Origin of the sequence: Pseudoalteromonas sp. BZB3 (assembly GCF_040104455.1) — a bacterium.
Classification (GTDB): Bacteria; Pseudomonadota; Gammaproteobacteria; order Enterobacterales; family Alteromonadaceae; genus Pseudoalteromonas.
Window position 1 is genome coordinate 383697 of record NZ_JBECOS010000008.1, and the last position, 25741, is coordinate 409437.

Here is a 25741-nt window from a genome sequence, read left to right on the forward strand (position 1 = left end):
TAAATCAGGGATGAAACAATGCTAAACCACTGTATTCATATGCTCTGACTTATAGAATTTAAATAAGTTCACCAAAAAATGAAAAAGATTAAAAAAAGTTTTCTTACCCTATCTTTCGCCGCGGTTTTGAGCGGTTGCGCAACGGCGCCTCCTAAACAACCTGATAATATTTGTAAGATCTTCGAAGAAAAAGAAGACTGGTATTATGATGCGCGTGATGCTCAAGATAAATGGGGGTCGCCTAAACATGTGTTAATGGCAATGATGTATCAAGAAAGCTCGTTTAGACACGATGCAGCGCCACCGATGGAGTATTTTTTAGGGTTTATTCCAATTGGTCGAGCAAGTTCTGCCTATGGTTACTCACAAGCTAAAACACCTACATGGCAAGACTATATTCGCGAAACAGGTAATTCAGGCGCTGACAGAGACGATTTCGAAGATGCCATAGATTTTATGGCTTGGTTTGTTAATAAAACCCACAAAGTGAATGGTATTTCTAAATGGGATGCCTATGCCCAGTATCTTAATTATCACGAAGGATGGGGCGGATATAAGCGTGGCACTTACCGCAATAAAAAATGGCTCATGGCCGTAGCAAATAAAGTGAAGCATCGTGCTGGACGCTATGGTGCGCAATTAAAAAGATGTGAAGCTGAATTAGATAAATCTTGGTTTGAAAGGCTATTTAGCTAAATTTTTTTACTGGTTTTGTTGTATTAAAAAAAGCCGCAAACGCGGCTTTTTTTAATATTGAAAACTTATAAAGTCAAAGTTGTTACTTTCTTTTCTCAGGAAACACCTTAACCTGTTTTATCATGTTTTCTTTGATTTCGATAATTTCAATCGGGTAGCCTGCAATCCTCATTCCTAGAGGTTTCTGAGGAATGTCTTCTAAATACTCAACAATTAAGCCACTTAAAGTTTTAGGGCCTTCTGTTGGTAGTTCCCATTCCATTTCTTTGTTAATTTCACGGATATTGGCCGTACCATCAACCAATACAGAGCCATCAGACTGTACGTCAACTTCTTCGCTCGCTGCACGAGTTTGTGTTGTTGTGAAATCACCCACAACATCTTCAAGAATGTCTTCAAGTGTGACCAAGCCCTGAATGTCACCGTATTCATCCACAACCAAACCAATACGCTCTTTGCTTTGTTGAAATTTTAAAAGCTGAGTATTTAATGAGGTGCCTTCAGGAATATAGTAAATTTCACGCACTGCACGTAAAAGAGACGGTTTATCGAACTGCTCTTTTGTTAGCAGTCGAAGCGCATCTCGAGAGTGAATAAAGCCAACAGCATCGTCAATCTGGTCACGATACAGCAATACGCGAGTATGTTGAGCGTTGGTTAAATGTTTGGCGATGTCTTTCCAATCGTCATTAATGTCAATGGCATTAATTTCGTTTCGTGGGATCATGATGTCTTCAACCGTGACATGATCTAAATCGAGAATAGACGTCAGCATGTTTTGGTGGTTGCTAGGCAGTAATGCACTGGACTCATTTACCACGGTCTTAAGCTCTTCTTTACTTAAACTGTGCTCTTCAATGTCTTGGTTTGAAATACCAAACAGCTTAAGAATACCATTGGTGATCCAGTTTAATCCAATTACAAATGGGAACATCAGCTTCAAGAGACCTTTCAATATTACAGAGCTTGGAAAGGCAACTTTTTCTGGATGTAATGCCGCGAGTGTTTTGGGAGTGACTTCAGCAAAGATGAGAATTACGAATGTGAGCGCTATCGTATTAACAAGAGGACCCCAAACATCACCGAAGTACCTTTCTGTAATAATGGCAGCAACTGTAGCGGCTGCAATATTAACGAGGTTATTACCAATTAGGATGACACCAATTAATCTATCAGGACGCTGTAGTAAGCTACTTACACGCTTCGCACCTTTATGATTTTCTTTTTCTAAGTGTCTTAGTCGATATTTGTTTATCGACATCATGCCAGTCTCTGAGCTTGAGAAATAAGCCGAGAGCAAAATAAGTAAGCCCAAAATCGCAAAGAGCGTACCGGTTGATATGTCGTCCAAAAGAGGATCCCTTTTCTAATATTGAATAGGTATTAAGCGTTACTGAAAGTACTGAGTCAAGTTAAAACTTTACTAGAATCACTTCTTGTATGAATCTGCTACCAAAGTAGGCCAATGTGACTAAACCTGAGGCGCCTAAAATTGCAAAAACCACAGGTTTACCACGCCAGCCAAAGCGGTGATGACCAATCGTTACAGTTGCAAAAACTAACCAAGCGATAATAGACAGCACGGTTTTGTGGATGACTTCTTTAGCAAACATACCTTCCAGAAAGATAAATCCAGACATGAGTGCCAATGTAAAAATACCAGTACCAACAGTAAGCAGTTGGTAAAGTTGTCTTTCAACCAACATAAGTGGCGGTAGATGACTGTTCATAATAGCAAGGTCTTTTTCTTTAAGGCGTTTGTCTATATAGAAGAATTGCACAGCATAGAGTGTAGCAATAATCAAAATACAGTAAGCAAGTAGTGAAAGAGAAATATGTATAACAAGTCCTAAGTCCACGTTAATGCTTTGTATAATAATATGGTGTGGGATAAATAAACTGGCGATTAATAAAATAGCAGCAAAGCCGTAGACTACCGGGAGCAACAGAGTAGCGGGGAATTTTAATGATACAGTCGTGACGCTCACGACAATCACCCAGCAAGTTAACATCGCGACATTAACCGTACTTAAATCTTGCCCATCATGGGTAAAAACTGAATTTACTAACACTAACATATGCGCCAATATAGCGCCTGTACTGAGTAGAACCGTTAGCTTTTGGCTCGGCCCTTCTTTATGAAATAGGCGTGACAGTACATGCCCTGTTGCTAGAACATATAAAAGGCTGGCAAGTAAAGACAGGCTAATGATCAACATGTTAAATGTAGTCCAGATGTTAGTATCCTTGTTACAGGCTATTGTATTTTATGCCACCGTTCTTGCAAAGAGGTTATAAAAAGAAACTTTGTCTTTACTTGAATACTGTATTACTCGCCTGCATATCAGTATAATGCGCACAATTACGATTTATTGGAACCTAATACATGTTTGAAAATCTCCAAGAACGCTTAGGTAAAACGTTAAAAAACATCAGTGGCCGCGGCCGACTTACCGAAGACAATATTAAAGAAACCCTCCGTGAAGTGCGTATGGCACTGCTTGAGGCTGATGTTGCATTACCGGTTGTTCGTGAGTTTGTTAAACAAGTAAAGGAACGTGCGGTTGGTGTTGAAGTAACGAAGAGCTTAAGCCCGGGTCAAGTCTTCATCAAAATAGTGCGTGAAGAACTTGAAAAAGCCATGGGTGAAGCTAATGAAGAGCTTAACTTAGCTGCGCAGCCGCCAGCGGTATTAATGATGGCGGGTTTACAAGGTGCGGGTAAAACCACCAGTGTTGGTAAACTGTCTAAGTTCTTAAAAGAGCGTAAAAAGAAATCTGTACTTGTGGTGAGTGCGGACGTTTATCGTCCTGCGGCGATTAAACAGCTTGAGACGCTAGCTAACGAAGTGGATGTTGAGTTTTTCCCAAGTGATATTTCACAGAAGCCAGTTGACATCGCTACCAATGCGATAAGCCATGCGAAGAAGAAATTCATTGATGTTGTAATTGTCGATACAGCAGGTCGTTTGCATGTAGATAGCGACATGATGGACGAGATCAAAGATCTTCATGCAGCAATTAACCCAGTTGAAACCTTATTCGTTGTTGACTCTATGACGGGTCAAGATGCTGCGAATACTGCAAAAGCGTTTGACGAAGCGTTACCACTAACTGGTGTTATTCTGACTAAGACCGATGGTGATGCGCGTGGTGGTGCTGCATTATCAATTCGTCATATCACGGGTAAGCCTATTAAATTTATCGGTGTTGGTGAGCGCACTGATGCACTAGAACCTTTCCACCCAGATCGTGTTGCTTCGCGTATTTTAGGCATGGGTGACGTACTTTCATTAATCGAAGAAGTTGAAATGAAAGTCGATAAAGACAAAGCAGCAAAAGTTGCTGAAAAGGTCTTTAAAGGTGACGGCTTCACGCTAGAAGATTTTGCAGAACAACTGCGTCAAATGAAAAACATGGGTGGCATGATGGGGATGCTTGATAAGCTACCTGGTATGTCTAACCTACCAGATGCAGTGAAAGATCAGGTGGGTGACAAAACTTTCAATCAAATGGAAGCAATCATCAACTCAATGACACCGAAAGAGCGTGCTCGTCCTGACTTAATCAAAGGGTCTCGTAAAAAGCGTATTGCAGCCGGTTCTGGTACTCAGGTACAAGACGTCAATAAACTGCTTAAGCAATTTACCCAGATGCAAAAGATGATGAAGAAGATGAAGGGCAAAGGCGGCATGATGAAAATGATGCGCAACATGAAAAACATGATGCCACCAGGCATGATGGGTGGTGGCCCTAAGTTTTAATTTATAATTTGCAAATTATAAATTAAAAAAGGAAGCAACCGAGAGGCGCTTCCTTTTTTTGTGTTAAGTTTACAGGACGCTAACTAGGCGCTTACAGCTTCTGCTTGTGATCTTGCTGCTTTTGTTAATCTCACTAGCTCTTTACGCACTGACATACCATCATGACATGGTGTTTCAAATTGAATGAAATAGTTTTTCTCATTAGCTCTTAGATAACAGCCATCCGATACGAGCGTTGTCATCGCAACATCATCGGCTTCAATATTATGCATGAGCTTAAGAATGAGTTGATTAGCATCGCGATGATCTTCATTCATGTGCTCAACCATACGAGCTTCGTCTTCAAGCGAAAATTGTGGCGCTTCTAGTTGCCATTCATTTTGTTCAATCCAGAAGATATGGCCAAAACCCCCGATGTAGCGAACACGCTTAACTTCCATTCTCCAAAGCTGAAAATCATGGGCTTGTCGGTACGATATGGCTTCTGGATATTGTCGCTCGTATCTCGCCAGTAGCAATTCAGATTCTTCTATTGGTACTGGGGCTGCATCACCGACCACCGTAACGCGGGCATGAGCATTCTGATCACCTTGTTCTGCAGCATCAAATACAGTGGCACACATTCTACTGTCTTCACTCAAGTTTCGTGAGTGTTGCGCAATCCCTGCAATATAAAAAATAAGTCTACCTTGATTGTCTGTCATGAATGGCGACACAGACCCAAAAGGATAACCTTGCAGGTTTTTTGAAATTGTTGAGATCACACAAACATGTGACTGTCTGACTAAAGTGCGTGCTTCAAAAGCTGCCTGTTCACGCATTTTGGGCTCCTGTAAGAGGTTCTGAAAAAATCATAGGAATTGAAAAGCTGGGATGTTGGTTAATTTGCATGCCAGCTCTATATATAGGTTGTAGTATGTCTGTTTTAAGGACATGTTGCGGACTACCATCTTGATGGATATATCCATCGTGCAGTAATAAAACCCTATCCGCATATAATGACGCAAGGTTTAAGTCATGCAATACAGCAATGACGGTATTACCTTGCTGTGCAAACGCTTTCGCTATACCTAACGTACAATGTTGATGGTGTAAATCTAATGCAGAGGTCGGTTCGTCAAGCAACATGAGTTTGCCTTTGGTATCCGTTTTATGTGCATTGAGTTGCGCCAAGCATCGTGCAAATTGCACCCGTTGAAACTCTCCACCCGATAAAACAGTGACATCTCTATTTGCTAAATGAGCCAATGAGAGCATCTCAATGATTTGACTTACGGTGTAGGCCTGCTCTTTGGTACTTTCTTGATACGGGTAGCGGCCCATGGCAATCAATTCGGCTGCACTGAACGCGAAATTGACGCGATTATTTTGCAATAGCATCGCTCTTTGTTTTGCCAACGTATTTGGGTCAAAGTCAGATAACAGCTGATTGTAAAAGGTCACCTGACCTGTAAAAGATAAATCATCACAAATTGCACTCAACAGTGTTGATTTTCCTGCGCCATTTTCACCCAGTAATACAATAAATTCGCCTTGCTTTGCGTTAAACGACAAATTCTTAATAATATGCTTATTGCCGCGTTTAATATTAAGGTTATGACATTCAAGCATGCATACCTCGTTTTTGTTTAATTAATTGGTAGATAAAAAAAGGTGCGCCAAATAATGCGGTCACAATGCCGATTGGTAATTCAGACGGGGCAACAATTAAGCGTGCTATCCAATCAGCCAGTAGCATTAACAAACAACCCAGCAGCATACTCAGTGGCAGCATTTTTCTTAGATCAGGACCAACTAGTAGTCTTGCGATATGCGGCACTACCAGACCAACAAAACCAATCATGCCACCCATAGCAACAGCACCGCCAACGCCGAGTGCTATGAAAAAGACGACTTCTGTTTTCAGACGTTTTACATTGACGCCCAAATGTCTTGCGTCACGTTCGCCCAGCATAAGGGCATTAATTTGTCTTTTTTTCATAAGTAAACAGAGTGTGCTCACTATTATAAGTGGTGCACCATAGGTAATGGCTGACCAGCTCGCACCACCCAGAGAACCCATTTGCCAATACGTCATCAAACGCAGTGCACTGTCATCGGCAAAGAAACTAAAGAGTCCAATTATCGCCATGGCTATCGCATTGATGGCAACGCCGGCGAGTAATAGGGTTGTTATTTGTACTTGTCCTTGGTGGTTTGCCAGGCGGTAAATAATACTGGTAATCGTCAACGCCCCGACAAATGCAGCTGGTGCAATCATGGCTTCATTAATGAAACTGACCTTTGGTGCGAGTGCAATGACGGCAATCGCTGCGACAGCCGCACCGCCAGTCACCCCCATTAAACTCGGATCTGCGAGTGGGTTTCTACATAAGGCTTGCGTAGCGGCCCCACTGCAAGCTAAAACCGAGCCGATCAGAATGGCCAGAACAAGCCTTGGCAAGCGAATTTGCGATACTACGCTAAGTTGTAATGTGTTGATGTCGGTTACAAAACTATCAGGCATTAACCATGCAATTGGCATTTTCCAATCCCAACCCACTGGTCCTGTGCTTAATGAAAGCCAAGCCAAGAAAAAGAGTGAGATGGCACTGAGCCAATACCACTTTAAGTGCTGGTTAGAGTGAAGTGTAGGAAGCGCAAGAGTGGTCATAGTACATTTTTAAGGTGAAATTCATTTAATGTTGCGATAGCTTCTGGTAAGCGTGTTGTCATACCCAGTGCCATTAAGGAGTCCATAATAAGTAGCCGACATGCTTTTGCTGCTGGAATTAACGCAAGTGCAGCCTGTTGGCAAAACTTTTCAGCGCCGCCCGCGCCATTTACAACATGGCTAGGTGCCACCAAGAAATCAGGGTTACTCACTACTAAAGATTCGCGGTTAAAAGGTTTAAAGCCCTTATGTTGAGCGAGGTTACGCACGCCTGTATAACTAAAAAGTAAATCAGGCACCGTTTCTTTGCCTGCGACCATTAACCCTCGCTCACCAGCTGAAAGAATAAATAATGCTTTAGATTCAGAAATGGGGGCTTTGGCTGGCAATGCTTTTTTTAGTTGTGCGATAAGCTTTTGCGCGCTTTCTTGTTGGTTTAAATCAGCGGCGACTTGATTGATTAATTGAAAAAGCCCATCTACATGCTTAGGTTTGTGATAAAGCTTAAGTGCAACACCAGTACTCTTTAATTGCGTAAGTACTTCGGGGCGACCTGTGCCTTCTAAGGCCAGTATAATTGTTGGCTGTTTTGATAAAACGCCTTCGGCAGCCAGATCTCGATAGTAGCCTACTTTAGGTAGAGCAACTGCTTTAGGTGGCCAAGTACTTGATGTATCAACAGCGACCACTTTCTCTCCAGCGCCAAGTGCATAGACTATATCTGTGATGGTGCCACCTGCAGTTACAATTCTTTGTGCTGAGCTATTAAAGCTAATGGTTAAAAGCAGTAAACCAATAGAAATAATGTGTTTCATTGTTTTCTCTTGTCTATAAATTTTTATAGCACTCATAGCCATAGCTTTGGCTTTATGAGCAAATTGCTAAATCCCTCTATGTTATTTCATCCTCGTTTGCTGATGATACCTATCAGAACTCTCAAAATCTACATAATAATAAAAACAATTATCATTTGTGATTAATTTGAAATGTGATTATAGTGCTCTCGAAATTGATTCGTTCTTCCTGTTTGAGGTAAAAAAATGTTTAAGAAGACACCCATTTCGATCAGTATTACTGCAGCTGTATTAACTGCATCATGTTCGTTTATTACTGCGGCTGAAGAAGCTCAGTTTGAAAAGCAAAGTGAAGTTATTGTTGTATCAGGCTCTCGAATTGAGCAAAAACTGGTTGATGTTGCGGGCTCAGTGAATGTCGTTACTGAACAAGAAATTGAACGTGAGTTGGCAGTGGACTTAAATACCGCATTTAAGTATCAAACAGGGATTACAACATCGGGCTCTACAGGTGAAGCTCAAGCGCTCAATATTCGAGGTATCGGCGGAAACCGTGTGGTATATATCAAAGATGGCCGTCGTGTAAACGATGCTTATGTAGGTGGAGCTGGCTTACTTATTGGTCGTGGATACTTTGATATCGATAATGTTCAACAAATTGAAGTTGCCAAAGGTGCCGCGTCCTCTTTATATGGTTCTGATGCGCTTGGCGGTATTGTTGTTATCTCAACTAAAGACCCATCAGATTATTTGGCGAATGACACCGCATATGCGCAATTAGGGTTGGGTTATTATGGCGTTAATTCTGAAAAGAGTTTTTCAGCTACGTATGCTCAGAAAGTAGGTGAGATGAATGCGACATCAATTCAATTAACTAGAAGAGATGGTAGAGAAGCGCAAAACTACCAAGAAAATCTGCCAGGCTTTGATTACACCTCGAATGCTGTATTGATCAAATCAGAATTTGATATTTCAGACAAAGAGCGTTTATTGGCAACGGTTGACTTTTTTGACCAAGAAACAAAGCAAGTTATAGCAGCCACAATTAATGAGACAACGGATCAGAATGAAAGCCTATCTGTGTCTTTAGCATTTGATAGCGCGAGTGCGACTGCTTTTTACGATAATTTAAAGGCACAAGTCTATTACACCAATTTTGAGCAGAAGAGCGACCAACTACGCGCAAATGACGGCAGTCGCAGTAGAACTGGTCCTTACACTGATTACAATGACTATCGATTCGAGCAGTCTATTTTGGGAGCTCGAGTTGTACTGGATAAAAACTTAGAAGTAGCAGGGTTAAACCACCAATTCGTTTATGGTTTCGATTACGATAGTTATGAGACAGCTAGGCCACGATATAAAACACGACTTGATGCGCAAGGGAACAAACTACTTGATAAAGAAGGGCAGAAAACCTTCCCTGGTGCAGATACAAGTATGCTCGGGATATTTGTTCAGGACAATATAACGCTTATACCTGATTCTTTAGACCTTAATGCTGGTATTCGTGTAGATAGATATGACATGACGCCGAAAAAAGATGCCTTGTATGAGGGGGCTGAGTTTTCTGATATTACTGAAACGGCGTTATCACCAAAACTTGGTTTAGTTTATTCTTTTTCTGACAACCTTAACCTTGTTGCACAATACGCTCGAGGCTTTAAAATTCCACCACATGACCTTGCATATCAAAGCCATGGTGTCGAACCGTTTTACCAGATTTTACCAAATTCAGAACTAAACCCTGAAACCAGTGACAGTGTTGAGTTTGGCGTTAAAGGTGATTTTGAATCACATGGTTTTACTATTACCTTGTTCAATACAAAATTCGAGGACTTCATAGGCAATAAAGTTGTGCGTGTGGAGCCAAGTACCATTCCAAACATGCCACCAAAAACGTATTACCAATATCAAAATATCAGTGAGGTCGAAATAAAAGGGCTTGAGACAACTTATACAGTGTGGGTTAACGATAATGTCTCATTTGATACAGGCCTTACTTTTATAAATGGTAAAGATAAAGAAACCAATGAGTACTTAAATTCAATTAGTCCGCTAAATGGCTTTGTGAAAGCCCGCTATGAACAAGGCGATTGGTCAGTCACAGGTGCGTTTAAGTTTGCCAAGCGTATGACAAAGGTACCAAACAACGACATGGTTCAAACGTCAGGGTGGGGGACTGTTGATTTATTTACTGATTATGACTTTGGTGTAGTGAAGTTGAATGCCGGCATATTCAATTTGTTTGATAAAGCATACACCCCTTATGAAAGTGTTGCAGGTCAAGCTGCAGACGCTGATTTAACACAATTTACGCAGCCGGGAAGAAACTTTGCTCTCAATGCAAAAATGACATTTTAAGGCTGCTCTTCGTCACTAGATTTAAAAAACGGATGTGAGTTCTTACATCCGTTTTTTTGTTTGTATGACAAATTTATTAAGCTTTTCAACTACCAAGCAATTACAGGGAAGGTGCCTAAGAGAATAAAATCCAAAACAAACTTGCATTGTTGAAAAAAACTCGTACAATTCCCCAGCTTCCCAAATTGGGAAGCAAATCTTATTAATGAAAACAGTCAACTAATTGAGGACGGTATGGTAACTATTCGTTTGCAACGTGGCGGCGCTAAAAAGCGTCCATTCTATCAAATCGTGGTTGCGGATAGCCGTTTCTCACGTGACGGTCGTTTCATCGAGAAAGTAGGTTTCTTTAACCCAATCGCTGCGGGTCAAGAAGAGAAATTACGTTTAGATTTATCTCGTGTTGAACACTGGGTAGGTCAAGGCGCATCTCTTTCAGATCGCGTAGCTAAGTTAGTTAAAGACGCTCGTAAAGCGGCTTAATAGGCGTAAGTGTAACCATGAGTCAAGAAAACACCTCGATTATTGTAGTAGGTAAGCTTGGTGCCCCTTATGGTATTAAGGGCTGGCTTAAGGTGCATTCATTTACTGATGATCCCCAAGGGATCTTCGAATTCAGCCCATGGTTGATAGGGCAACAAGGTAAATGGCAATCTCTTGAAGTGAGTGACTGGCGTCGCCACAACAAGGGCTTTATCGCCAAGTTTGCGCAAGTAAACGACCGAGACGAAGCAATGGCTTTGACCAATGTGGAAATCTCAGTTGATTCAGCGCAGCTTCCTGAACTCCCTGAAGGTGAGTTCTATTGGCGAGATCTTATCGGCATGTCTGTTGTAACTGATAAAGGTTATAACTTAGGCACAGTCGATGACTTGATGGAGACTGGTTCAAACGACGTTTTAGTTGTGAAAGCAAATAAAAAAGATGCGTTTGGCCAATCAGAACGATTAATTCCGTTTTTAACTGATTCAGTTATCAAGGGTGTTAATCATGAAGAAAAAGTAATTACTGTAGACTGGGATCCAGGCTTTTAAATGAGCCAGCAAAAACCATTATGGGTCGGTGTTATTTCACTGTTTCCCGAAATGTTTGATGCGATTACCCAGCAAGGCGTAACGGGACGCGCTGTTAAAAACGGTTTAATCGAGTTTAACAGTTGGAATCCACGAGACTATGCAACTGATAAGCATAGAACCGTAGATGACAGACCTTATGGTGGCGGTCCGGGCATGTTGATGATGGTTAACCCATTAAAACAAGCTATTCTTGATGCCAAAGCGGCAGCAGGAGAAAGCGCCAAAGTAATTTATATGTCCCCTCAAGGGCGAAAACTAGATCAGCAAGGTGCAGCTGAATTAGCTGCATCAGAAAAACTGATATTAGTTGCGGGTCGTTATGAAGGTATTGATGAGCGGATCATCGAGTCTTATGTAGACGAAGAATGGTCCATCGGCGATTTTATTCTCAGTGGTGGTGAACTACCAGCCATGACACTAATCGACGCAGTTGCGCGTTTGGTGCCAGGTGTTTTAGGTCACAACCAATCAGCTGAGCAAGACTCCTTTTCGGATGGCTTGTTAGATTGTCCTCATTATACACGGCCAGAAACATTGGATGGCAAGCAGGTGCCTGCTGTATTACTCAGCGGAAACCATAAAGAGATAGCCAAATGGCGGCTTAAGCAGTCATTAGGCAGAACTTGGCTTAGACGTCCTGACTTGTTGCGTAACCTAGCTCTGACTGAGGAGCAAGCCATGTTACTTGCTGAATTTCAGCGAGAACATGAACAAGCTTGTGGCTAGAAGACAGTTACACCTAGGAATGTGAGAAATAAAATGGCAAAAGTAAACCAAAATATTATTAAAGAGCTTGAAGCTGAACAGCTTAAGCAAGACGTACCTGCGTTCGGCGCTGGTGATACAGTTGTTGTACAGGTACGCGTTAAAGAAGGTAACAAAGAGCGTCTACAGGCCTTTGAAGGTGTTGTTATCGCTAAGCGTAACCGTGGTCTACACTCAGCTTTCACAGTTCGTAAAATCTCGAGCGGTGAAGGTGTTGAGCGTGTATTCCAAACGCACAGCCCACTAGTAGATAGCATCACAGTTAAGCGTCGCGGTGCAGTTCGTCGCGCTAAGCTTTACTACCTACGTGAGCGTTCAGGTAAATCAGCACGTATTAAAGAAAAACTTAACTAATACGCGCGTTTTACTACGCTTTAAAAACAGGCCACTCTTTGAGTGGCCTGTTTTGGTTTATATGCCAAAAAAAACTATATCGCACTTTGTGATGTCATAGTCTAAATTTAATTCATCCCTTCACTTTTATCTGTCATACCATCCTGTTAGACTAGTTGTAATTATTTATTTACTGGTGTTTATAAAAGTTTACAGTTATGACGGGTGAGCAAACATTAGCACAACTTCGAGCCGGCATTGATGAATGCGACAGTCAGCTCGTACAACTTCTTGCTAAACGCAACGCATTAACATCTCAAATCGGTGCTATCAAACAAGAGATAGGTGCATCTTTACACGCCCCTGACAGAGAAAGCCTTTTGATCGAAGCGAGAAGACAGCAGGCTGAAGAGCACAACGTAAACCCAGATTTAGTTGAAGATATGCTTAGGCGCATGATGCGTGAAGCATACGAAAATCAGCAAAGTAAGTTAGCCTGTAAAGCGCCTGAGTTATCTCCTGTCGTGATTGTAGGTGGTGAAGGGGCGATGGGCCAGTTATTCGCTAAGCAGCTTACTCGCTCAGGGTATGAGATTCGTATTTTGGACCGAGCGCAACAAGCCGATGCCGAAACAATATTAACTGGGGCTAAATTGGTGCTTGTGAGTGTGCCAATCAATGCCTTAGAAGAAGTGGTTTCGTCATTGCCAGCTTTACCTGATGACTGTGTCTTAGTTGATATTACCTCCGTTAAGCAAGCGCCTTTGAAAGTGCTTATGGATAAGCATACAGGTCCAGTTGTTGGCCTTCACCCAATGTTTGGTCCTGATATTTCTCATTGGGTAAAGCAAACTGTTGTGGTCTGTGAAGGGCGAATGTCTGAGGCATGTTCAGGACTACTTGAGCAGCTAAAAGTATGGGGTTGCCAGCTAGTCGAAATGGATGCGAAAAAGCACGACCAAGCCATGCAGATCATTCAGGTGATGCGTCACTTAACCACGTTCGTCTATGGCCAGTTTTTGGCGAAGCAATGCCATACATTAGAAGAACTTCGAAGCTGTTCTTCACCTATCTATCAGCTTGAATTGATGATGGTTGGCAGGCTATTCGCTCAGTCTCCAGAGTTATATTCAGACATTATGTTAGCGCAATTCAATGATGTTGAAGGCTTATTAGCGAGTTACCAAGAAACTTTTGAATTGACACTGGATAAACTTAAAGCGGGCGACAAAGCGGCATTGATTGATTCGTTCTCAGAGGCTAAACAATACTTCTCGGGCTGTGCAGAGCAGTTTTTAAAGCAAAGTCGTGGTTTACTTAATAAAGCGAATGATGCAAAGGTATTAGATATATAGCGCTTAAATGAGCGCTTCTTAATAAAGATTGGTATGAAAAAAGGCACTTCAGATGAGTGCCTTTTTCAGTTAGCTTAATAGCTTCATATTAGACTTCGACGGCTTGCATAGACTCGCTTTGATAACACCCTAAAATGCGTACAAATTGAGTGTGGTCTTTAAGCTCTTCAAGGGCATTCTGCACATGCTTTTCTGCCGTATTGGCAAGTAAGTCAACATAGAAGACTTCTTCCCAAGGGTTACCTGGTACAGGGCGAGATTCTAACTTCACCATATTGATGTTATGGGCTTTGAAAACCATTAGTGCATCGGCCAATGAACCAACTTGCTGCTTGGTTGCCATAATCAGGCTTGTTTTGGTTGGGATCTGAGTTGATACTTGCAATGCTTTACGCGCCACAACAATAAAGCGGCTGTGGTTTTCAGTTTGATTGGCAAGTCCTGTTTTGATTACTTCTAGGCCGACATTTTTACCGGCTTGTGCGGAGCCAATGGCAGCGCCATTTGGTGTTTCTGATGCTTGCTTTAAGGCACTTGATGTCGAATCACATGTTTCATGCAATACATTATCCAGTCCTTGAATGAAGCGGCTGCATTGCGCAAATGGCTGAGGGTGAGCAAAGATTTTTTGAATGTCGCTGAGTTCAGTACCTGGTGTTGCCAATAAGCAATGTTCAACTGAGTGAGTGACTTCACCGACTATGGTGACTTGCGCGTGTTGAAGTAAGTCGAATACTTCGTTGATACTGCCTGAACTGGTGTTTTCAATTGGCAGCAGACCATAGTCAGCTTGGCCTTTCTCAACATGTTGAGTGATTTGTTCAAAGCTTTGACAGCCCATTTCAACTAACTTACCAGGGCGGCGACTAAAGTATTTGTGACAGGCTAATTGACTATAAGAGCCTTGCCCGCCGAGATAAGCAACACGATGAGTGTCACTTAATGAATCAGGATTTAGGCTTTTTTGTAGTAAGGCCTGCTGATTTAAAACTGAATCTTCTAAGATAGTTTGAAAAACGCTGTTTACATAAAACGCATCAAGTCCGAGTGACTTGCCATAATTAATCAGCTTTTCTAGCAAAGCTTGTTCTCGCTCTTCGTCGCGAACAGGTTTATTGTTGGCAATTTTATATTCCAAAACGCTATGGCTAATGCGGCGGCGTTTTGCAAGAAGCACCATTAAGTCTGAATCGATTTCATTTATATCTTTGCGTAAAGCATTTAAAGTATTTTCTGTCATAGGTCCTCACTCCCAGCGGCAAAAAAAAACCTCCCAGTTGGGAGGCTTATCTATTCGTAATCACGCGCAAACAGGTAAGCCTCTTCATCTAAAAAAGAAGCTAAAAAAGAAATTAGTTTTGCGAGTATTAGAATTTGTCATTGTTTAATTAAGAATTACTTAATAGATTGAATACATTATTAACACAGGGGGGAAGTGCATACAAGCATTACCTTATTCTTTACTGGTAATTTTTTCTCATTTGTTGCGCGATTGTAGGCCCCTAACTTGGCGAAAAGGAAAACATTCTGATATATTGGGGAAACGATATCGATATAAAAATAACAATTTTAATAAGGGTTTAGCAGTGGTCAATCGTCGACCCCCTTCAAGGTTTGGTTTTAATTCTTTAAGCGTCAAACTATCGATTTTAATTTCGGCGGTGTGTTTAGTTGCGGGAATTTTTGCTGCTGCTTTCATGTTAAAGTCAGAAGAAAAGCAGCTTGTATTTGAAGAATATGCAGATCTAAAGCGCTTTAGTACCCAAGTCATAAATCAATTTTCTAACTATCTTGAATTAAAAAAGAGTCTGTCTGAACAAACCGGTGCTGTTGTAACTAAACATCTTTTTTATGATGAGCAGACCATTCAAAATCATTCACCATCTCCAATACAATTTAGAGACGGTGCTTATCGAAGCACAGCGTCAAATGGTTTAACGGCTGCCTATTTTACCGGAGAGTCTTTAGATGAAGCGCATAAGCAGTTTTTTGCTCGCTCAGAAGCACTATGGGATATTATTGCGCCTCCGTTATTACAAGACTTTTTTAACTTTTACATGGTGACGAACAATCAGTTTGTCAGAATATCTCCACCTAACACGCTATTGAACGCTGCCCCTAAAAAAGGCTTGTTCGATGGCCAAACTATTGCTCAACTTAAACAAGAGCTCAACCCGACACGAGAAGCGGTTTGGTCAAAAGTACACTACGACGATGTATGGAGCAAATGGGTCATCAGTATTCTTGTGCCTCTGTACTTTGAAGAAGAATATCAAGGTTTCGTAGGGACAGATATTAGTATGGTGGACCTACTTAAGCACCTGCCAGTGCCAACTACGAATCAGGGATACTTAATTTTTGATGGTCAGGGCAATATTCTTGCTGCGCCAAATCTACAAAAAATCTTTAATACGGGCTCTGCTATCAGTCGCAATGAATTAACGCCAGAACTTGCAAAGGTTGTTGATGATACATTGAAGTTAAAATTGCCAGATAGACAGTCAATCTTTGACTTAAAAGGTGAAACACATCTCATCAATGTTACTCAACTCACAGAGTTAGGTTGGTATGTTGGTATTTACAAAAAGCGTGATTCGGCGCTTGCTGCACTAGAAGAGCTAAAAGTTAAATTCTTTGGTTTATTTGTTTTATATGCGATGTTCGTTGCTCTCTTACTGCATCAAGTGCTTTATAAACTGGTGTTACAGCGTATAAATAATACGGTCAGTGCAGTAAAAGACTTTGGTCGAGGCCAATGGGATATGCCCGCAATGCCTAATAATAATGATGAAATTGGCCTCCTAAATGCCACTTTCAATGATATGGGTAAAGAAATTAAAACCTTAGTAACGGGTTTAAACAATAAAATTACTGAAAAAGAAATAGCGCAAAAAGCGGCTGATAGATTATCTAAAGCAGTTGAGTTCTCGGGTACTGCGGTGGTGATCACCAATGAGCATTTTCAAATCGAATACGTAAACCCAAAAATGCAAGAAATGACTGGCTACAATGAAGCACATTATGCCCGACAGCCTTTATTGAGCATTATTTCCAAAGAGATGTCGATACTAATTGAAGATATAGACCTTGATTTGCGAAGTCGAAATTATTGGCGTGGTGATACCATACTCCAAGGAGTGACAAATGAACCGATTTGGGTGAGCTTGAGCATTTCTCCTATTCGTGATGAAAGCGGTCACATTTCAAGCTATGTGGCGTCAGCTCAAGATATCTCGTTTGTTAAAGAGAGTCAGCGTAAGATGGAGGAGTTGGCTTACTTTGATACCCTAACAGGCCTCGCCAACCGCACCTTCTTTAGAATGCAGTTGAAAAAGTCGATGGCATTGGCTGAACGCGGTCATTACGCATTTGCGTTATTCTACTTTGACTTAGATGAATTTAAACGTATTAACGATACCTTGGGTCATGACGCAGGCGATCGCTTACTAGTAGAAGTAGCCGACCGACTTAAAACCCGTCTAAGAGCTGAAGATACGATAGCACGATTAGGTGGTGATGAATTTGCCGTACTGTTAAGTGGCATTGAGAAACGAGATAATGCGATGGATGTGGCTCAGATGATCCAACGCACACTGAATGTGCCGATTAAACTTGGCAATAATGAAGTGATTGTCAGTGCCAGTATTGGTATTACGCTTGCGCCTTTTGACAGTAAAGAAGAAGAGCAATTACTTAAACACGCTGATTTAGCCATGTATGAGGCAAAGGCGAAAGGGCGAAACACGTTCCATTTCTATTCTCAAGAGTTAGATGAAGCAGCAAACGAGCGTTTGTATATAGAAAATGAACTGCGCTCGGCTATTCGCGATAATCAATTCACTTTGCATTACCAACCACAGGTTGATTACCGTACTAATGAAGTGGTTGGCTATGAGGCATTAATTCGTTGGGAGCATCCAGAGCAAGGACCTATCCCACCGAGTAAATTTATTCCAATAGCTGAAGCTACGGGTTTAATCGTTGAGCTGGGAGAGTGGGTACTCGAGGCCGCATGTCGCTTCTCGGTGAAGTTACAGCAGCAAGGCAAAGTTGGAAACATTTCAATTAATCTGTCAGCGAGACAATTTAAAGACAGTAATATGAAACGCGTGTTGTCTGATGTGTTAGCTCGAACAAATATGCCGCCTAAGTTACTTCACCTTGAGCTGACTGAGAGTATGCTTATGGGAGATGTAGAAGCAGCTATTTCTCAATTACACCAAATTAAGGCCTTAGGTGTTTCTTTATCTATTGATGACTTTGGTACGGGTTATTCGTCTTTAAGTTATTTAAAACGCTTCCCAGTTGATATTCTTAAAGTAGATCGCTCATTTGTGAAAGATATTCCTGAAGACCCCAATGATATGGAAATTACTGCTGCTATTATCGCGATGGCCCAAAAGCTTAATCTTGAGGTTGTTGCTGAAGGAGTTGAAACGAAAGAGCAAGTAGATTTCTTAGCGAATAATAACTGTTATGTAGTACAAGGTTTCTACTACAGCCCACCTATCCCTGAAGAGGCTGTTGAAGTCTTTAAAGTACAATAACAAAAGGGGGTTATTAGCCCCCCGCAATTTTGACCTTGAACTTCATCGCTTCTAGTATTTGTTTAAGCTTGTCTCGGTCATCTCCCTGTATTTCAATGACGCCTTCTTTTACTGCACCACCTTGACCCATTTTACTTTTTAGTGTTTTAGCGAGTTTCTTTAAATCATGCTCAGACGGGTCAATACCAACAACCAGCATCACGCCTTTCCCTTTACGGCCTTTGGTTTGCCTTTCAATGCGGACTGCCCCATCTTTAAATAGACGGACTTCAGGCTCATTGTTTTCGCTCTCAGGTTTAATACGGCCAAACTCAGTTGAATAAACAAGATTATTTTCAGACATTTTTCAGTGCTCTTTTGTTTTCATCCCTGAATAATAACAGTTTCGTAGAGTGCATTGAACACATCTTGATAATGGTATGATTTTTATGCATTTAAATAAATTTTGATAATAAGTTCGATATTTTTTGGCGATTATTTCTAAACAAGTTATATTTAAGAACAACGGATGAATAACAAATTCGAACCATATTAGGAGGTTATAATGAGTTTGAGCAAGAGCGCTTCTGCCGATGGCAAAACGTTGACGATACAGATAAAAGGAAAGTTTGATTTCAATTTGGTTCAGTCTTTCCGTCAAGCGTATGCTGAGGTAGATGGGCAAACGGATAAGGTGATTATCGATTTGCGAGAAACTGATTATATGGATAGTTCTGCCCTTGGTATGCTTTTAAATATGAAGAAAACGTTGGGTGAATCTGTGTCGAGTATTACGATTAGCAACTGTCGTCCTCAACTAAAGAAAATATTGCAAATCTCGCGTTTTGATAAAAAGTTTGATATTGACTGATTTAGATTAGACCCTACATTGCGTATTTTAGTCGTTGATGACCAACCCTTAAATTGCACTTTGCTTAAAGCCATGCTCGAGCAACAAAATTATCTGGTCGAGCTTGCAAGCAACGGGCAACAAGCGCTTGAAAAGTTAAACGAGTACTCTATTGATATCGTTTTGCTTGATGTCATGATGCCTGTAATGGATGGTTTTGAAACGGCACCTCTTATTAAGCAGCAAGCCGGGGATGTTTACTTACCGATTATCTTTATTACTGCGCTTGAAGATCACCAAAGTTTTGAAAAGTGTCTTGAGGTGGGTGGTGATGACTTTATCCACAAACCCTTCGATAAAATCATTCTCTCAGCCAAAATTAAAGCACATGCAAGAACTCGTCGTTTAAGCCAAGAAGCTAATAGGCAGAAGAAAGAACTCGAATACCATTATAATCAAACTGAGCGTGAGCATGAAATTGTGGAGCACATCTTTAGCAATGCGCTCTCGCAACAGAAAAGCTTTCCAAACATTTGTGACTTCCACCTATCCCCTGCGTCTATGTTTAATGGCGATGTGTTCTTAATGGCACAGAGCCCGCTCGGTGGTTTCTATTGTCTGCTGGGGGATTTTACTGGTCATGGTTTAGCTGCTGCAGTAGGGGCTTTGCCAGCCTCTCGTATTTTCTATGCAATGGTGGCTAAAGGCATGGCTGTGAGTGACATCGCTTATGAATTAAATAATACACTGGCAGAGTTATTACCTGGTCATATGTTCTGTGCTGCAGCAATCATAGAGTTAAGTGAGTCTGGTCGAAGTGTATCTGCTTGGCTTGGTGGCATACCTGATATTTATTTAATAGATAAAAGCGGTGCGGTAATTAAAACCCTTGAATCACAGCATATGGCATTGGGTATTCTAGAAGAAGATGAGTTCGAGAGGAATATTGTTCATTTTGAGGTTAATGACGCTCACCGTCTTGTTATGGCAACAGATGGCATTGTCGAGACAGAAAGTAAACAAGGTGAAATGTTTGGTGAAGAGCGTTTAAAAGCTACGCTCGCAAGTAAATCAAATATCGGTACCGAAGATATTATTGCTCAAGTACATCAGTTCTCTGGTCACAGTGAGCAACAAGATGACTTGAGTATCGCAATTATAAATTGTGTTGCGAATCCGCTGATTATTAATTCGGAGGTGAGCTACTCTCAGCTGCCATTTGACTTTCATGTTGTGCTAAACGCAGAACAAATGAAACGAAATGATCCCATTTTAGAATTAGTAAATATGTTAAGTACGGTAGAAGGGGTTGATAATCACCGTTCAAATATTTTTCTTCTGCTTTCTGAAGCCTATAATAATGCATTAGATCATGGGGTGCTGGGGTTAGATTCAGACATCAAAAATCAAGAAGATGGATTTTTTATTTTCTATCAAATGCGTGAAGAGGCATTGGCAAAGTTGCAAGCAGCTCGGATCGAAATAAGTGCAAATTACGAACCTCAGCATCAACACATTAGATTTACCATTACTGACTCCGGCACTGGCTTTCATATTAAAGAAGATAGCACAGCTTCTTTGTGTCAAGAGCATGGTAGAGGTGTTGGCTTACTAAACGAAATAGCTCATTCTGTGTCTTATAATGAAACTGGCAACTGTGTTGAGCTTATATACTCATTAAATAACAACTCTTATATTTCTTGATTGAGTATTTAGGCGATTACTGAATAGTTTAATTTAAGTGTATAAAACTTTAGCTTAGAAAAAGTCATATCTCAAAGTCAAATAACCCCTACCACAGCTAATATCGACCAAAAAATTTTTAACCGAAATTAAATCTTACTTCCGCAGGTCTTAACTGTTTCTCAATGAATTGGCTTTGTCTCTTTGCAAAGCTAATTTTGTGTGTTAAGTTTCGGGTATCTGGATGTTTGGATGGCTAAAATGATTTCTTCTTATCTTTCACTTTCGGGCGTAACTACATCGCCTTCACTTGTTGAGCAAGCACTAGCAGAATTAGATGCATTTCTAAATTCTGAACAAAGCACTGTGGATGCGGTTTGGTCTTATTTGATCCCTGAATTAGGGGAAGGCGGAAGCTGCAGTTTATTTGGCCAACTACAAGATGCGCCTTTTGAGTTAAAAAGCTACATCAACAATAACCAAGAAAATAACGTGTTATTGGAAAAACTCAATGCGATAGTGCAATTCGTTGTTGATAAAACACAAGTAGATTGGTTTGGTATTTATGCAAATACCTTAACCCCTGAAGGTGAGCAGTTACTTAAACTGGCTTATCATGGTGCGCCTAGTCGTCCTTTGTTCCCACTTACAGAAGATTTTGCAAAGATAAGTAATAACGTACAAGTTGCCTTATCTTCTAAAGGTCGAGTTGTGAATGATGTCGCTGAATACGTAGCGCAAGGTGGTGAGTATTATACCTGTGATCCTAAAGTACACTCTGAAGCATGTTTACCTATGTTTGATAACATTTCAGGTTGCACAGGGATCATCGATGCCGAGGCGTTCTCAACTGGCATTTTTGATGAACAGGTGTTGGCAGTTTTAGTTGCCGCCTGTATTAGAATTCCTCAGTATTTACCGCGTTCGTAGCACTCGAGTTCTTAAAATTTTATGTTACTATTAACGCAGTTTTAATATCAATTGCATTGAATTTATGTTCATTTCTTGCGACTGAAAAATGGTCAAAGAATGAGAAAGAAATGACGTGATATAGTTATTCTATATGAGAAGTTTCTAACGAAATTATTGGACTATTTAGCTCGCTAGAATGAACACTTAGCCGATAAAATTGATATCACCCGGGTTATGCCTTGTAAATACTCTGCGCGTTTATAAGGCACACTGACAAATAACTAAATTAAGAGATGACCTATGTTCTCAGAATTAAAACCGTTACCAACTGATCCAATTTTGGGTCTTATGGCTGCTTACAAACAAGATACTAACCCTAATAAAATCGATCTTGGTGTTGGTGTTTACAAAGATGAGCAAGGTAATACCCCTGTACTAAGAGCTGTAAAGAAAGCTGAAGCTTTTCGTTTAGAAAACGAAACCACTAAGTCTTACATTGGTCTTGCTGGTAATTTAGATTTTTGTCAGAAAATGGAAACCCTGCTATTAGGTGAGCACAGTACATTACTTGCAAACCGTGTTCGCACTGCACAAGCGCCAGGTGGTACAGGTGCACTACGTGTTGCTGCTGAATTCATCAAACGTTGTAACACAGATGCGACAGTATGGGTAACAACACCAACTTGGGCTAACCACATCAGCTTATTTGAAGCGGCGGGCCTAACAGTTAAAGAATACCCGTATTACGACTACGAAAATAAAGGCTTGTTGTTCGATGAAATGATCGACACGCTGAAACAAGTACCTAAAGGTGACGTGGTTCTTTTACATGCTTGTTGTCACAACCCAAGTGGTATGGACTTAAACGAAGAGCAGTGGAAAATTGTTGCTGAACTTGCAAAAGAAGTAGGTTTCACACCATTAATCGACATTGCTTACCAAGGTTTTGGTGCAAGCCTTGACGAAGATGCAAAAGGCTTACGTTTACTAGCAGATGCCGTTGATGAGCTGATCATTTGTTCTTCATGTTCTAAGAATTTTGGCCTTTACCGCGAGCGTATCGGTGCATGTTCAATCATTGCTAAAGACAGTGCAAATGCTGATATTTCTAACTCGGTATTATTAAGTGTTGTTCGTAGTATTTACTCAATGCCGCCAGCACATGGTGCAGATATCGTAAATACGATTTTAGGTAGTACAGAACTAACACAAGAGTGGCATGATGAGCTTGATGAAATGCGTAACCGTATCAATGGTCTACGTACATTAATCAAAGATAGCCTAGCAGCTCAAGGTGTAGCACAAGACTTCTCTTTCATTGATAAGCAAAACGGTATGTTCTCCTTCTTAGGTATTAATAAAGAGCAAATCGAGCGCCTACAAAAAGAATACGCTATTTATATTGTAGGTTCTAGCCGAGTAAATGTTGCAGGTGTGAGCCAAGCTAACATTGAGTACTTCTCGAAAGCAGTTGCTGAAGTACTAAAATAATTAAGCTTTAAGCTTAATGAATGCCACTTAGTGATAAGTGGCATTTTTGTTTCTGGATTGTACTTTCTCTTGTTTTGAAGTGAATGCAAACCTTTCGCAAATTGCCTGTTTTAGTGCAGTTTGTTATAAGTAAGTAGAAGATGTTCCCAGCATTTTCTGGTCGTACGGTTTATGTAACCGTTACAATCCGCCTAATGTCAGTCTGTAAGGTATGTTTATGCGTCATGAAATTTGGCAGCAGCTTCGCCAAGAAGCAACAGAGTTAGTAAGTAGAGAGCCTCTTTTGGCAAGTCATGTTTACTCGAGTGTGTTAAATCACGAGTGTTTAGGCTCTGCGTTAAGTTTTATTGTTGCAAACAAGCTTGCGGATGCGGTGGTATCGGCTTTTACAATACGCGAATTGTTTGACCAAGCCTTTGTTGACTGCGACAGAATGTTGACCCATGTTGCCCATGACATAAAAGCAGTTAAAGATCGTGACCCTGCTGCCGATAGTTATTTAACTGTTATTTTGAACTTGAAGGGTTTTCATGCAATCCAAGCACACAGACTTGCACATTGCCTCTGGCGTCAAAACCGCAAAGAGCTCGCACGTTTCATCCAAAGCCGTACCTCTGAAGTTTTTGGCGTTGATATCCATCCTGCTTGTAAAGTCGGTCATGGCATTATGTTTGACCACGCAACTGGTATCGTAATTGGTGAAACCGCGGTAATCGAGGACAATGTTTCAATCTTACAATCTGTAACACTCGGTGGTACAGGTAATGAACAAGGCGATCGCCACCCAAAAATCAGAGCGGGTGTATTGATTGGGGCAGGAGCAAAAGTATTAGGTAATATCGAAGTCGGAGAAGGCGCACGTATTGGTGCTGGTTCAGTGGTGTTAAACCCAGTGGCGCCACATACAACAGTTGTGGGTATTCCGGCAAAAGTGGTTGGTAAGCCGAATTGTCCTTGTCCTGCAGAATCGATGGATCAAAATTTCTTAGAAGATGACGTGTCTTTAGAAAACGAATCGTATACCAGCGCTATGCTATAAACAGCATATAAATGGAAATAAAGGCTGCTACTGTGCAGCCTTTGTTGTTTCTAGGGTGTGATTCACTGTGGTGTGAATTTCACCATCATGGACTTGAGTAACAAGTGTTTCTCCCGCTTTTACTTGTTCAATCGATTTCACTACACTCTCGCCTTTTTTGGTGATGGAATAACCTCTCGCTAACACGCTCAGTGGGCTAACGCTTTCAAGTCTTGCTGCTAGCATGGCTAGCTGTTGCTCTGCGGACTGTTGGTTTTTATTTTGTGCATTCAATAATCTTTGCTCTAATTGCTGTAGCGCATCTTTTGATTGAGAAAGTCGACGTTCAGGGTGTTGATGTTGAAACCTTTGTTGCAGCAAACTCAGTTGGTTATTTTTTTGATTGAGCTGAGCATGCACGCCACGTTGCAATCGCATTGAAAGCTCGTCTAAACGCTGTGCTTGTTGCTGGAGTTGACTATTGGGATGCTGTAGCTTGAGTCGTTGTAGTAGCGCATTGTTAGTTTGCTTAGCTTCTTTGATTTTACTCAGCATTAAATGACTTAAGCGTGCGTACTTTTCAATAATGTGTTTTTTAATCGCATGTTGATCTGGGCTGACTAGTTCAGCGGCTGCTGATGGAGTAGGGGCTCTTAAATCAGCAACATAATCCGAAATGGTGGTATCTATTTCATGACCCACAGCACTAATAATAGGTAAACGGCTGGCAAATATCTCGCGGGCTAGATGCTCTTCGTTAAAGCACCATAAATCTTCTAATGAGCCGCCGCCACGGCCCACAATCAGCACGTCGACTTCATTTCGGATATTTGCCAAACGAATTTTCTCTGCAATTTGCAGGTGAGCATCGCTGCCTTGAACTTGAGTCGGATAAACGATAACTTCAAGTTGTGGAGCACGACGCTTCATTACTGTCAAGATGTCTTTAATGGCAGCGCCAGTGGCAGAGGTAACCACACCTACTTTTCTTATTTGTGTTGGCAGAGGTTGTTTATATGCACTGCTAAATAGTCCCTCAGCAGCAAGTTGTAACTTGAGCGCTTCAAATTGTTGTTTCAGTTGGCCTTCACCTGCAGGTTCCATATGTTCAACAATTAGTTGATATTCACCGCGGGGTTCATACACTGAGACGCGTGCTGTGACAACCACTTGGGCACCATTATTGGGTCTGTACTTGCTGTAGCGGTTGTTTCCTCGCCACATGGCAGCCTTAATTTGTGCTTTGTCATCTTTTAAAGAGAAATACCAATGGCCAGATGCCGGTGCAACAAAGTTGGAGATTTCCCCGGTTAACCTTAAAGAAGCAAAACCTTGCTCTAAAATGCCGCGAATTTCTTTATTTAGCTTTGAAACTGAATAAACTTGGTGTTTTGGAGCTGAAGAAACTGAGAATGTCATCATTGGCCTCTGAAAAAATTACCGCGAAACTTTAGCATATTTT

Annotated in this window: 23 protein-coding genes; 14 read left to right on the plus strand and 9 right to left on the minus strand. The window is 41.1% G+C overall.

Features of this window, described 5'->3' with window-relative positions; all coding sequences use genetic code 11:
* Window positions 1–87: 87 nt before the first annotated feature.
* Complete coding sequence (locus ABMY35_RS07605; RefSeq protein ID WP_349285746.1) at window positions 88–696, plus strand: transglycosylase SLT domain-containing protein; 609 nt, start codon at window positions 88–90, stop codon at window positions 694–696.
* 82 nt (window positions 697–778) lie between these two features.
* Here the strand turns inward: ABMY35_RS07605 and ABMY35_RS07610 are convergent, their stop codons facing one another.
* On the minus strand, window positions 779–2047 hold the full coding sequence (locus tag ABMY35_RS07610; RefSeq protein WP_058030701.1) for an HlyC/CorC family transporter: 1269 nt from the start codon (window positions 2045–2047) through the stop codon (window positions 779–781).
* A 61-nt stretch (window positions 2048–2108) separates the two neighbouring features.
* On the minus strand, window positions 2109–2915 hold the full coding sequence (gene ccsA, locus ABMY35_RS07615; RefSeq protein WP_138567100.1) for a cytochrome c biogenesis protein CcsA: 807 nt from the start codon (window positions 2913–2915) through the stop codon (window positions 2109–2111).
* 167 nt (window positions 2916–3082) lie between these two features.
* Between ccsA and ffh the strand changes: the two genes are divergently transcribed.
* The gene (ffh, locus tag ABMY35_RS07620) at window positions 3083–4459 is read left to right on the plus strand and encodes a signal recognition particle protein (protein ID WP_058030699.1); all 1377 of its coding nucleotides are present in this window, start codon (window positions 3083–3085) and stop codon (window positions 4457–4459) included.
* Window positions 4460–4542: 83 nt separating this feature from the next.
* Here the strand turns inward: ffh and ABMY35_RS07625 are convergent, their stop codons facing one another.
* Genes ABMY35_RS07625 through ABMY35_RS07640 form a run of 4 tightly spaced genes read right to left on the minus strand, consistent with a single transcriptional unit; the run spans window position 4543 to window position 7927 of the window.
* A complete protein-coding gene (locus ABMY35_RS07625) occupies window positions 4543–5280 on the minus strand; it encodes a DUF2470 domain-containing protein (protein WP_130255279.1) in 738 nt (245 codons plus the stop codon).
* Entirely contained in the window at window positions 5273–6070 is a 798-nt protein-coding gene (locus ABMY35_RS07630; RefSeq protein WP_349285647.1) for a heme ABC transporter ATP-binding protein, read from the minus strand. Before ABMY35_RS07630 ends, ABMY35_RS07625 begins: the two co-directional genes overlap by 8 nt.
* Window positions 6063–7112 (minus strand): iron ABC transporter permease, encoded by a 1050-nt coding sequence (locus tag ABMY35_RS07635; RefSeq protein WP_349285648.1) that lies wholly within the window; start codon window positions 7110–7112, stop codon window positions 6063–6065. Before ABMY35_RS07635 ends, ABMY35_RS07630 begins: the two co-directional genes overlap by 8 nt.
* A complete protein-coding gene (locus ABMY35_RS07640; protein WP_349285649.1) occupies window positions 7109–7927 on the minus strand; it encodes an ABC transporter substrate-binding protein in 819 nt (272 codons plus the stop codon). The genes ABMY35_RS07635 and ABMY35_RS07640 overlap by 4 nt, the downstream gene beginning before the upstream one ends.
* A 225-nt stretch (window positions 7928–8152) precedes the next feature.
* Here ABMY35_RS07640 and ABMY35_RS07645 point away from each other — a divergent pair, with 225 nt between their 5' ends.
* The 6 genes from ABMY35_RS07645 to tyrA all read left to right on the plus strand — a co-directional run bounded on the left by ABMY35_RS07645 (window position 8153) and on the right by tyrA (window position 13799).
* Window positions 8153–10270 carry a TonB-dependent hemoglobin/transferrin/lactoferrin family receptor gene (locus ABMY35_RS07645; protein WP_349285650.1) on the plus strand — a complete coding sequence of 706 codons (2118 nt, stop codon included), beginning with the start codon at window positions 8153–8155 and terminating at the stop codon, window positions 10268–10270.
* Between the two features lie 234 nt (window positions 10271–10504).
* Window positions 10505–10753 carry a 30S ribosomal protein S16 gene (gene rpsP, locus ABMY35_RS07650; protein WP_058030695.1) on the plus strand — a complete coding sequence of 83 codons (249 nt, stop codon included), beginning with the start codon at window positions 10505–10507 and terminating at the stop codon, window positions 10751–10753.
* A 17-nt stretch (window positions 10754–10770) separates the two neighbouring features.
* On the plus strand, window positions 10771–11304 hold the full coding sequence (gene rimM / locus ABMY35_RS07655) for a ribosome maturation factor RimM (protein ID WP_058030694.1): 534 nt from the start codon (window positions 10771–10773) through the stop codon (window positions 11302–11304).
* Window positions 11305–12072, plus strand: coding sequence for a tRNA (guanosine(37)-N1)-methyltransferase TrmD (trmD, locus tag ABMY35_RS07660; RefSeq protein WP_349285651.1), 768 nt, complete (start codon window positions 11305–11307; stop codon window positions 12070–12072).
* Between the two features lie 33 nt (window positions 12073–12105).
* A complete protein-coding gene (rplS, locus tag ABMY35_RS07665) occupies window positions 12106–12465 on the plus strand; it encodes a 50S ribosomal protein L19 (RefSeq protein WP_058030692.1) in 360 nt (119 codons plus the stop codon).
* 197 nt (window positions 12466–12662) lie between these two features.
* On the plus strand, window positions 12663–13799 hold the full coding sequence (tyrA, locus tag ABMY35_RS07670; protein WP_349285652.1) for a bifunctional chorismate mutase/prephenate dehydrogenase: 1137 nt from the start codon (window positions 12663–12665) through the stop codon (window positions 13797–13799).
* An 88-nt stretch (window positions 13800–13887) separates the two neighbouring features.
* On the opposite strand, the gene ABMY35_RS07675 is transcribed toward tyrA, so the two are convergent.
* On the minus strand, window positions 13888–15039 hold the full coding sequence (locus tag ABMY35_RS07675) for a chorismate mutase (RefSeq protein WP_349285653.1): 1152 nt from the start codon (window positions 15037–15039) through the stop codon (window positions 13888–13890).
* Window positions 15040–15385: 346 nt separating this feature from the next.
* Here ABMY35_RS07675 and ABMY35_RS07680 point away from each other — a divergent pair, with 346 nt between their 5' ends.
* Window positions 15386–18346, plus strand: a complete 2961-nt coding sequence (locus tag ABMY35_RS07680) for an EAL domain-containing protein (protein WP_349285654.1) — start codon at window positions 15386–15388, stop codon at window positions 18344–18346.
* Window positions 18347–18359: 13 nt separating this feature from the next.
* On the opposite strand, the gene yciH is transcribed toward ABMY35_RS07680, so the two are convergent.
* Window positions 18360–18689 (minus strand): stress response translation initiation inhibitor YciH, encoded by a 330-nt coding sequence (yciH, locus tag ABMY35_RS07685; RefSeq protein ID WP_138482621.1) that lies wholly within the window; start codon window positions 18687–18689, stop codon window positions 18360–18362.
* A 201-nt stretch (window positions 18690–18890) separates the two neighbouring features.
* On the opposite strand from yciH, the gene ABMY35_RS07690 reads away from it, so the two are divergent.
* From ABMY35_RS07690 to cysE, 5 genes are all read left to right on the plus strand, one after another.
* Window positions 18891–19196: an STAS domain-containing protein gene (locus tag ABMY35_RS07690; RefSeq protein ID WP_058030687.1), complete on the plus strand. Its 306-nt coding sequence runs from the start codon at window positions 18891–18893 to the stop codon at window positions 19194–19196.
* An 18-nt stretch (window positions 19197–19214) separates the two neighbouring features.
* Entirely contained in the window at window positions 19215–20879 is a 1665-nt protein-coding gene (locus tag ABMY35_RS07695) for a fused response regulator/phosphatase (protein WP_349285655.1), read from the plus strand.
* Window positions 20880–21119: 240 nt separating this feature from the next.
* Window positions 21120–21788, plus strand: a complete 669-nt coding sequence (locus tag ABMY35_RS07700) for a histidine kinase (RefSeq protein ID WP_349285747.1) — start codon at window positions 21120–21122, stop codon at window positions 21786–21788.
* A gap of 282 nt (window positions 21789–22070) precedes the next feature.
* Window positions 22071–23261, plus strand: coding sequence for an amino acid aminotransferase (locus ABMY35_RS07705; RefSeq protein ID WP_058030684.1), 1191 nt, complete (start codon window positions 22071–22073; stop codon window positions 23259–23261).
* Between the two features lie 217 nt (window positions 23262–23478).
* Complete coding sequence (gene cysE / locus ABMY35_RS07710; RefSeq protein ID WP_349285656.1) at window positions 23479–24300, plus strand: serine O-acetyltransferase; 822 nt, start codon at window positions 23479–23481, stop codon at window positions 24298–24300.
* A 27-nt stretch (window positions 24301–24327) separates the two neighbouring features.
* Here cysE and xseA read toward each other — a convergent pair whose 3' ends face one another.
* Window positions 24328–25701 (minus strand): exodeoxyribonuclease VII large subunit, encoded by a 1374-nt coding sequence (gene xseA, locus ABMY35_RS07715; RefSeq protein WP_349285657.1) that lies wholly within the window; start codon window positions 25699–25701, stop codon window positions 24328–24330.
* Window positions 25702–25741: the final 40 nt, after the last annotated feature.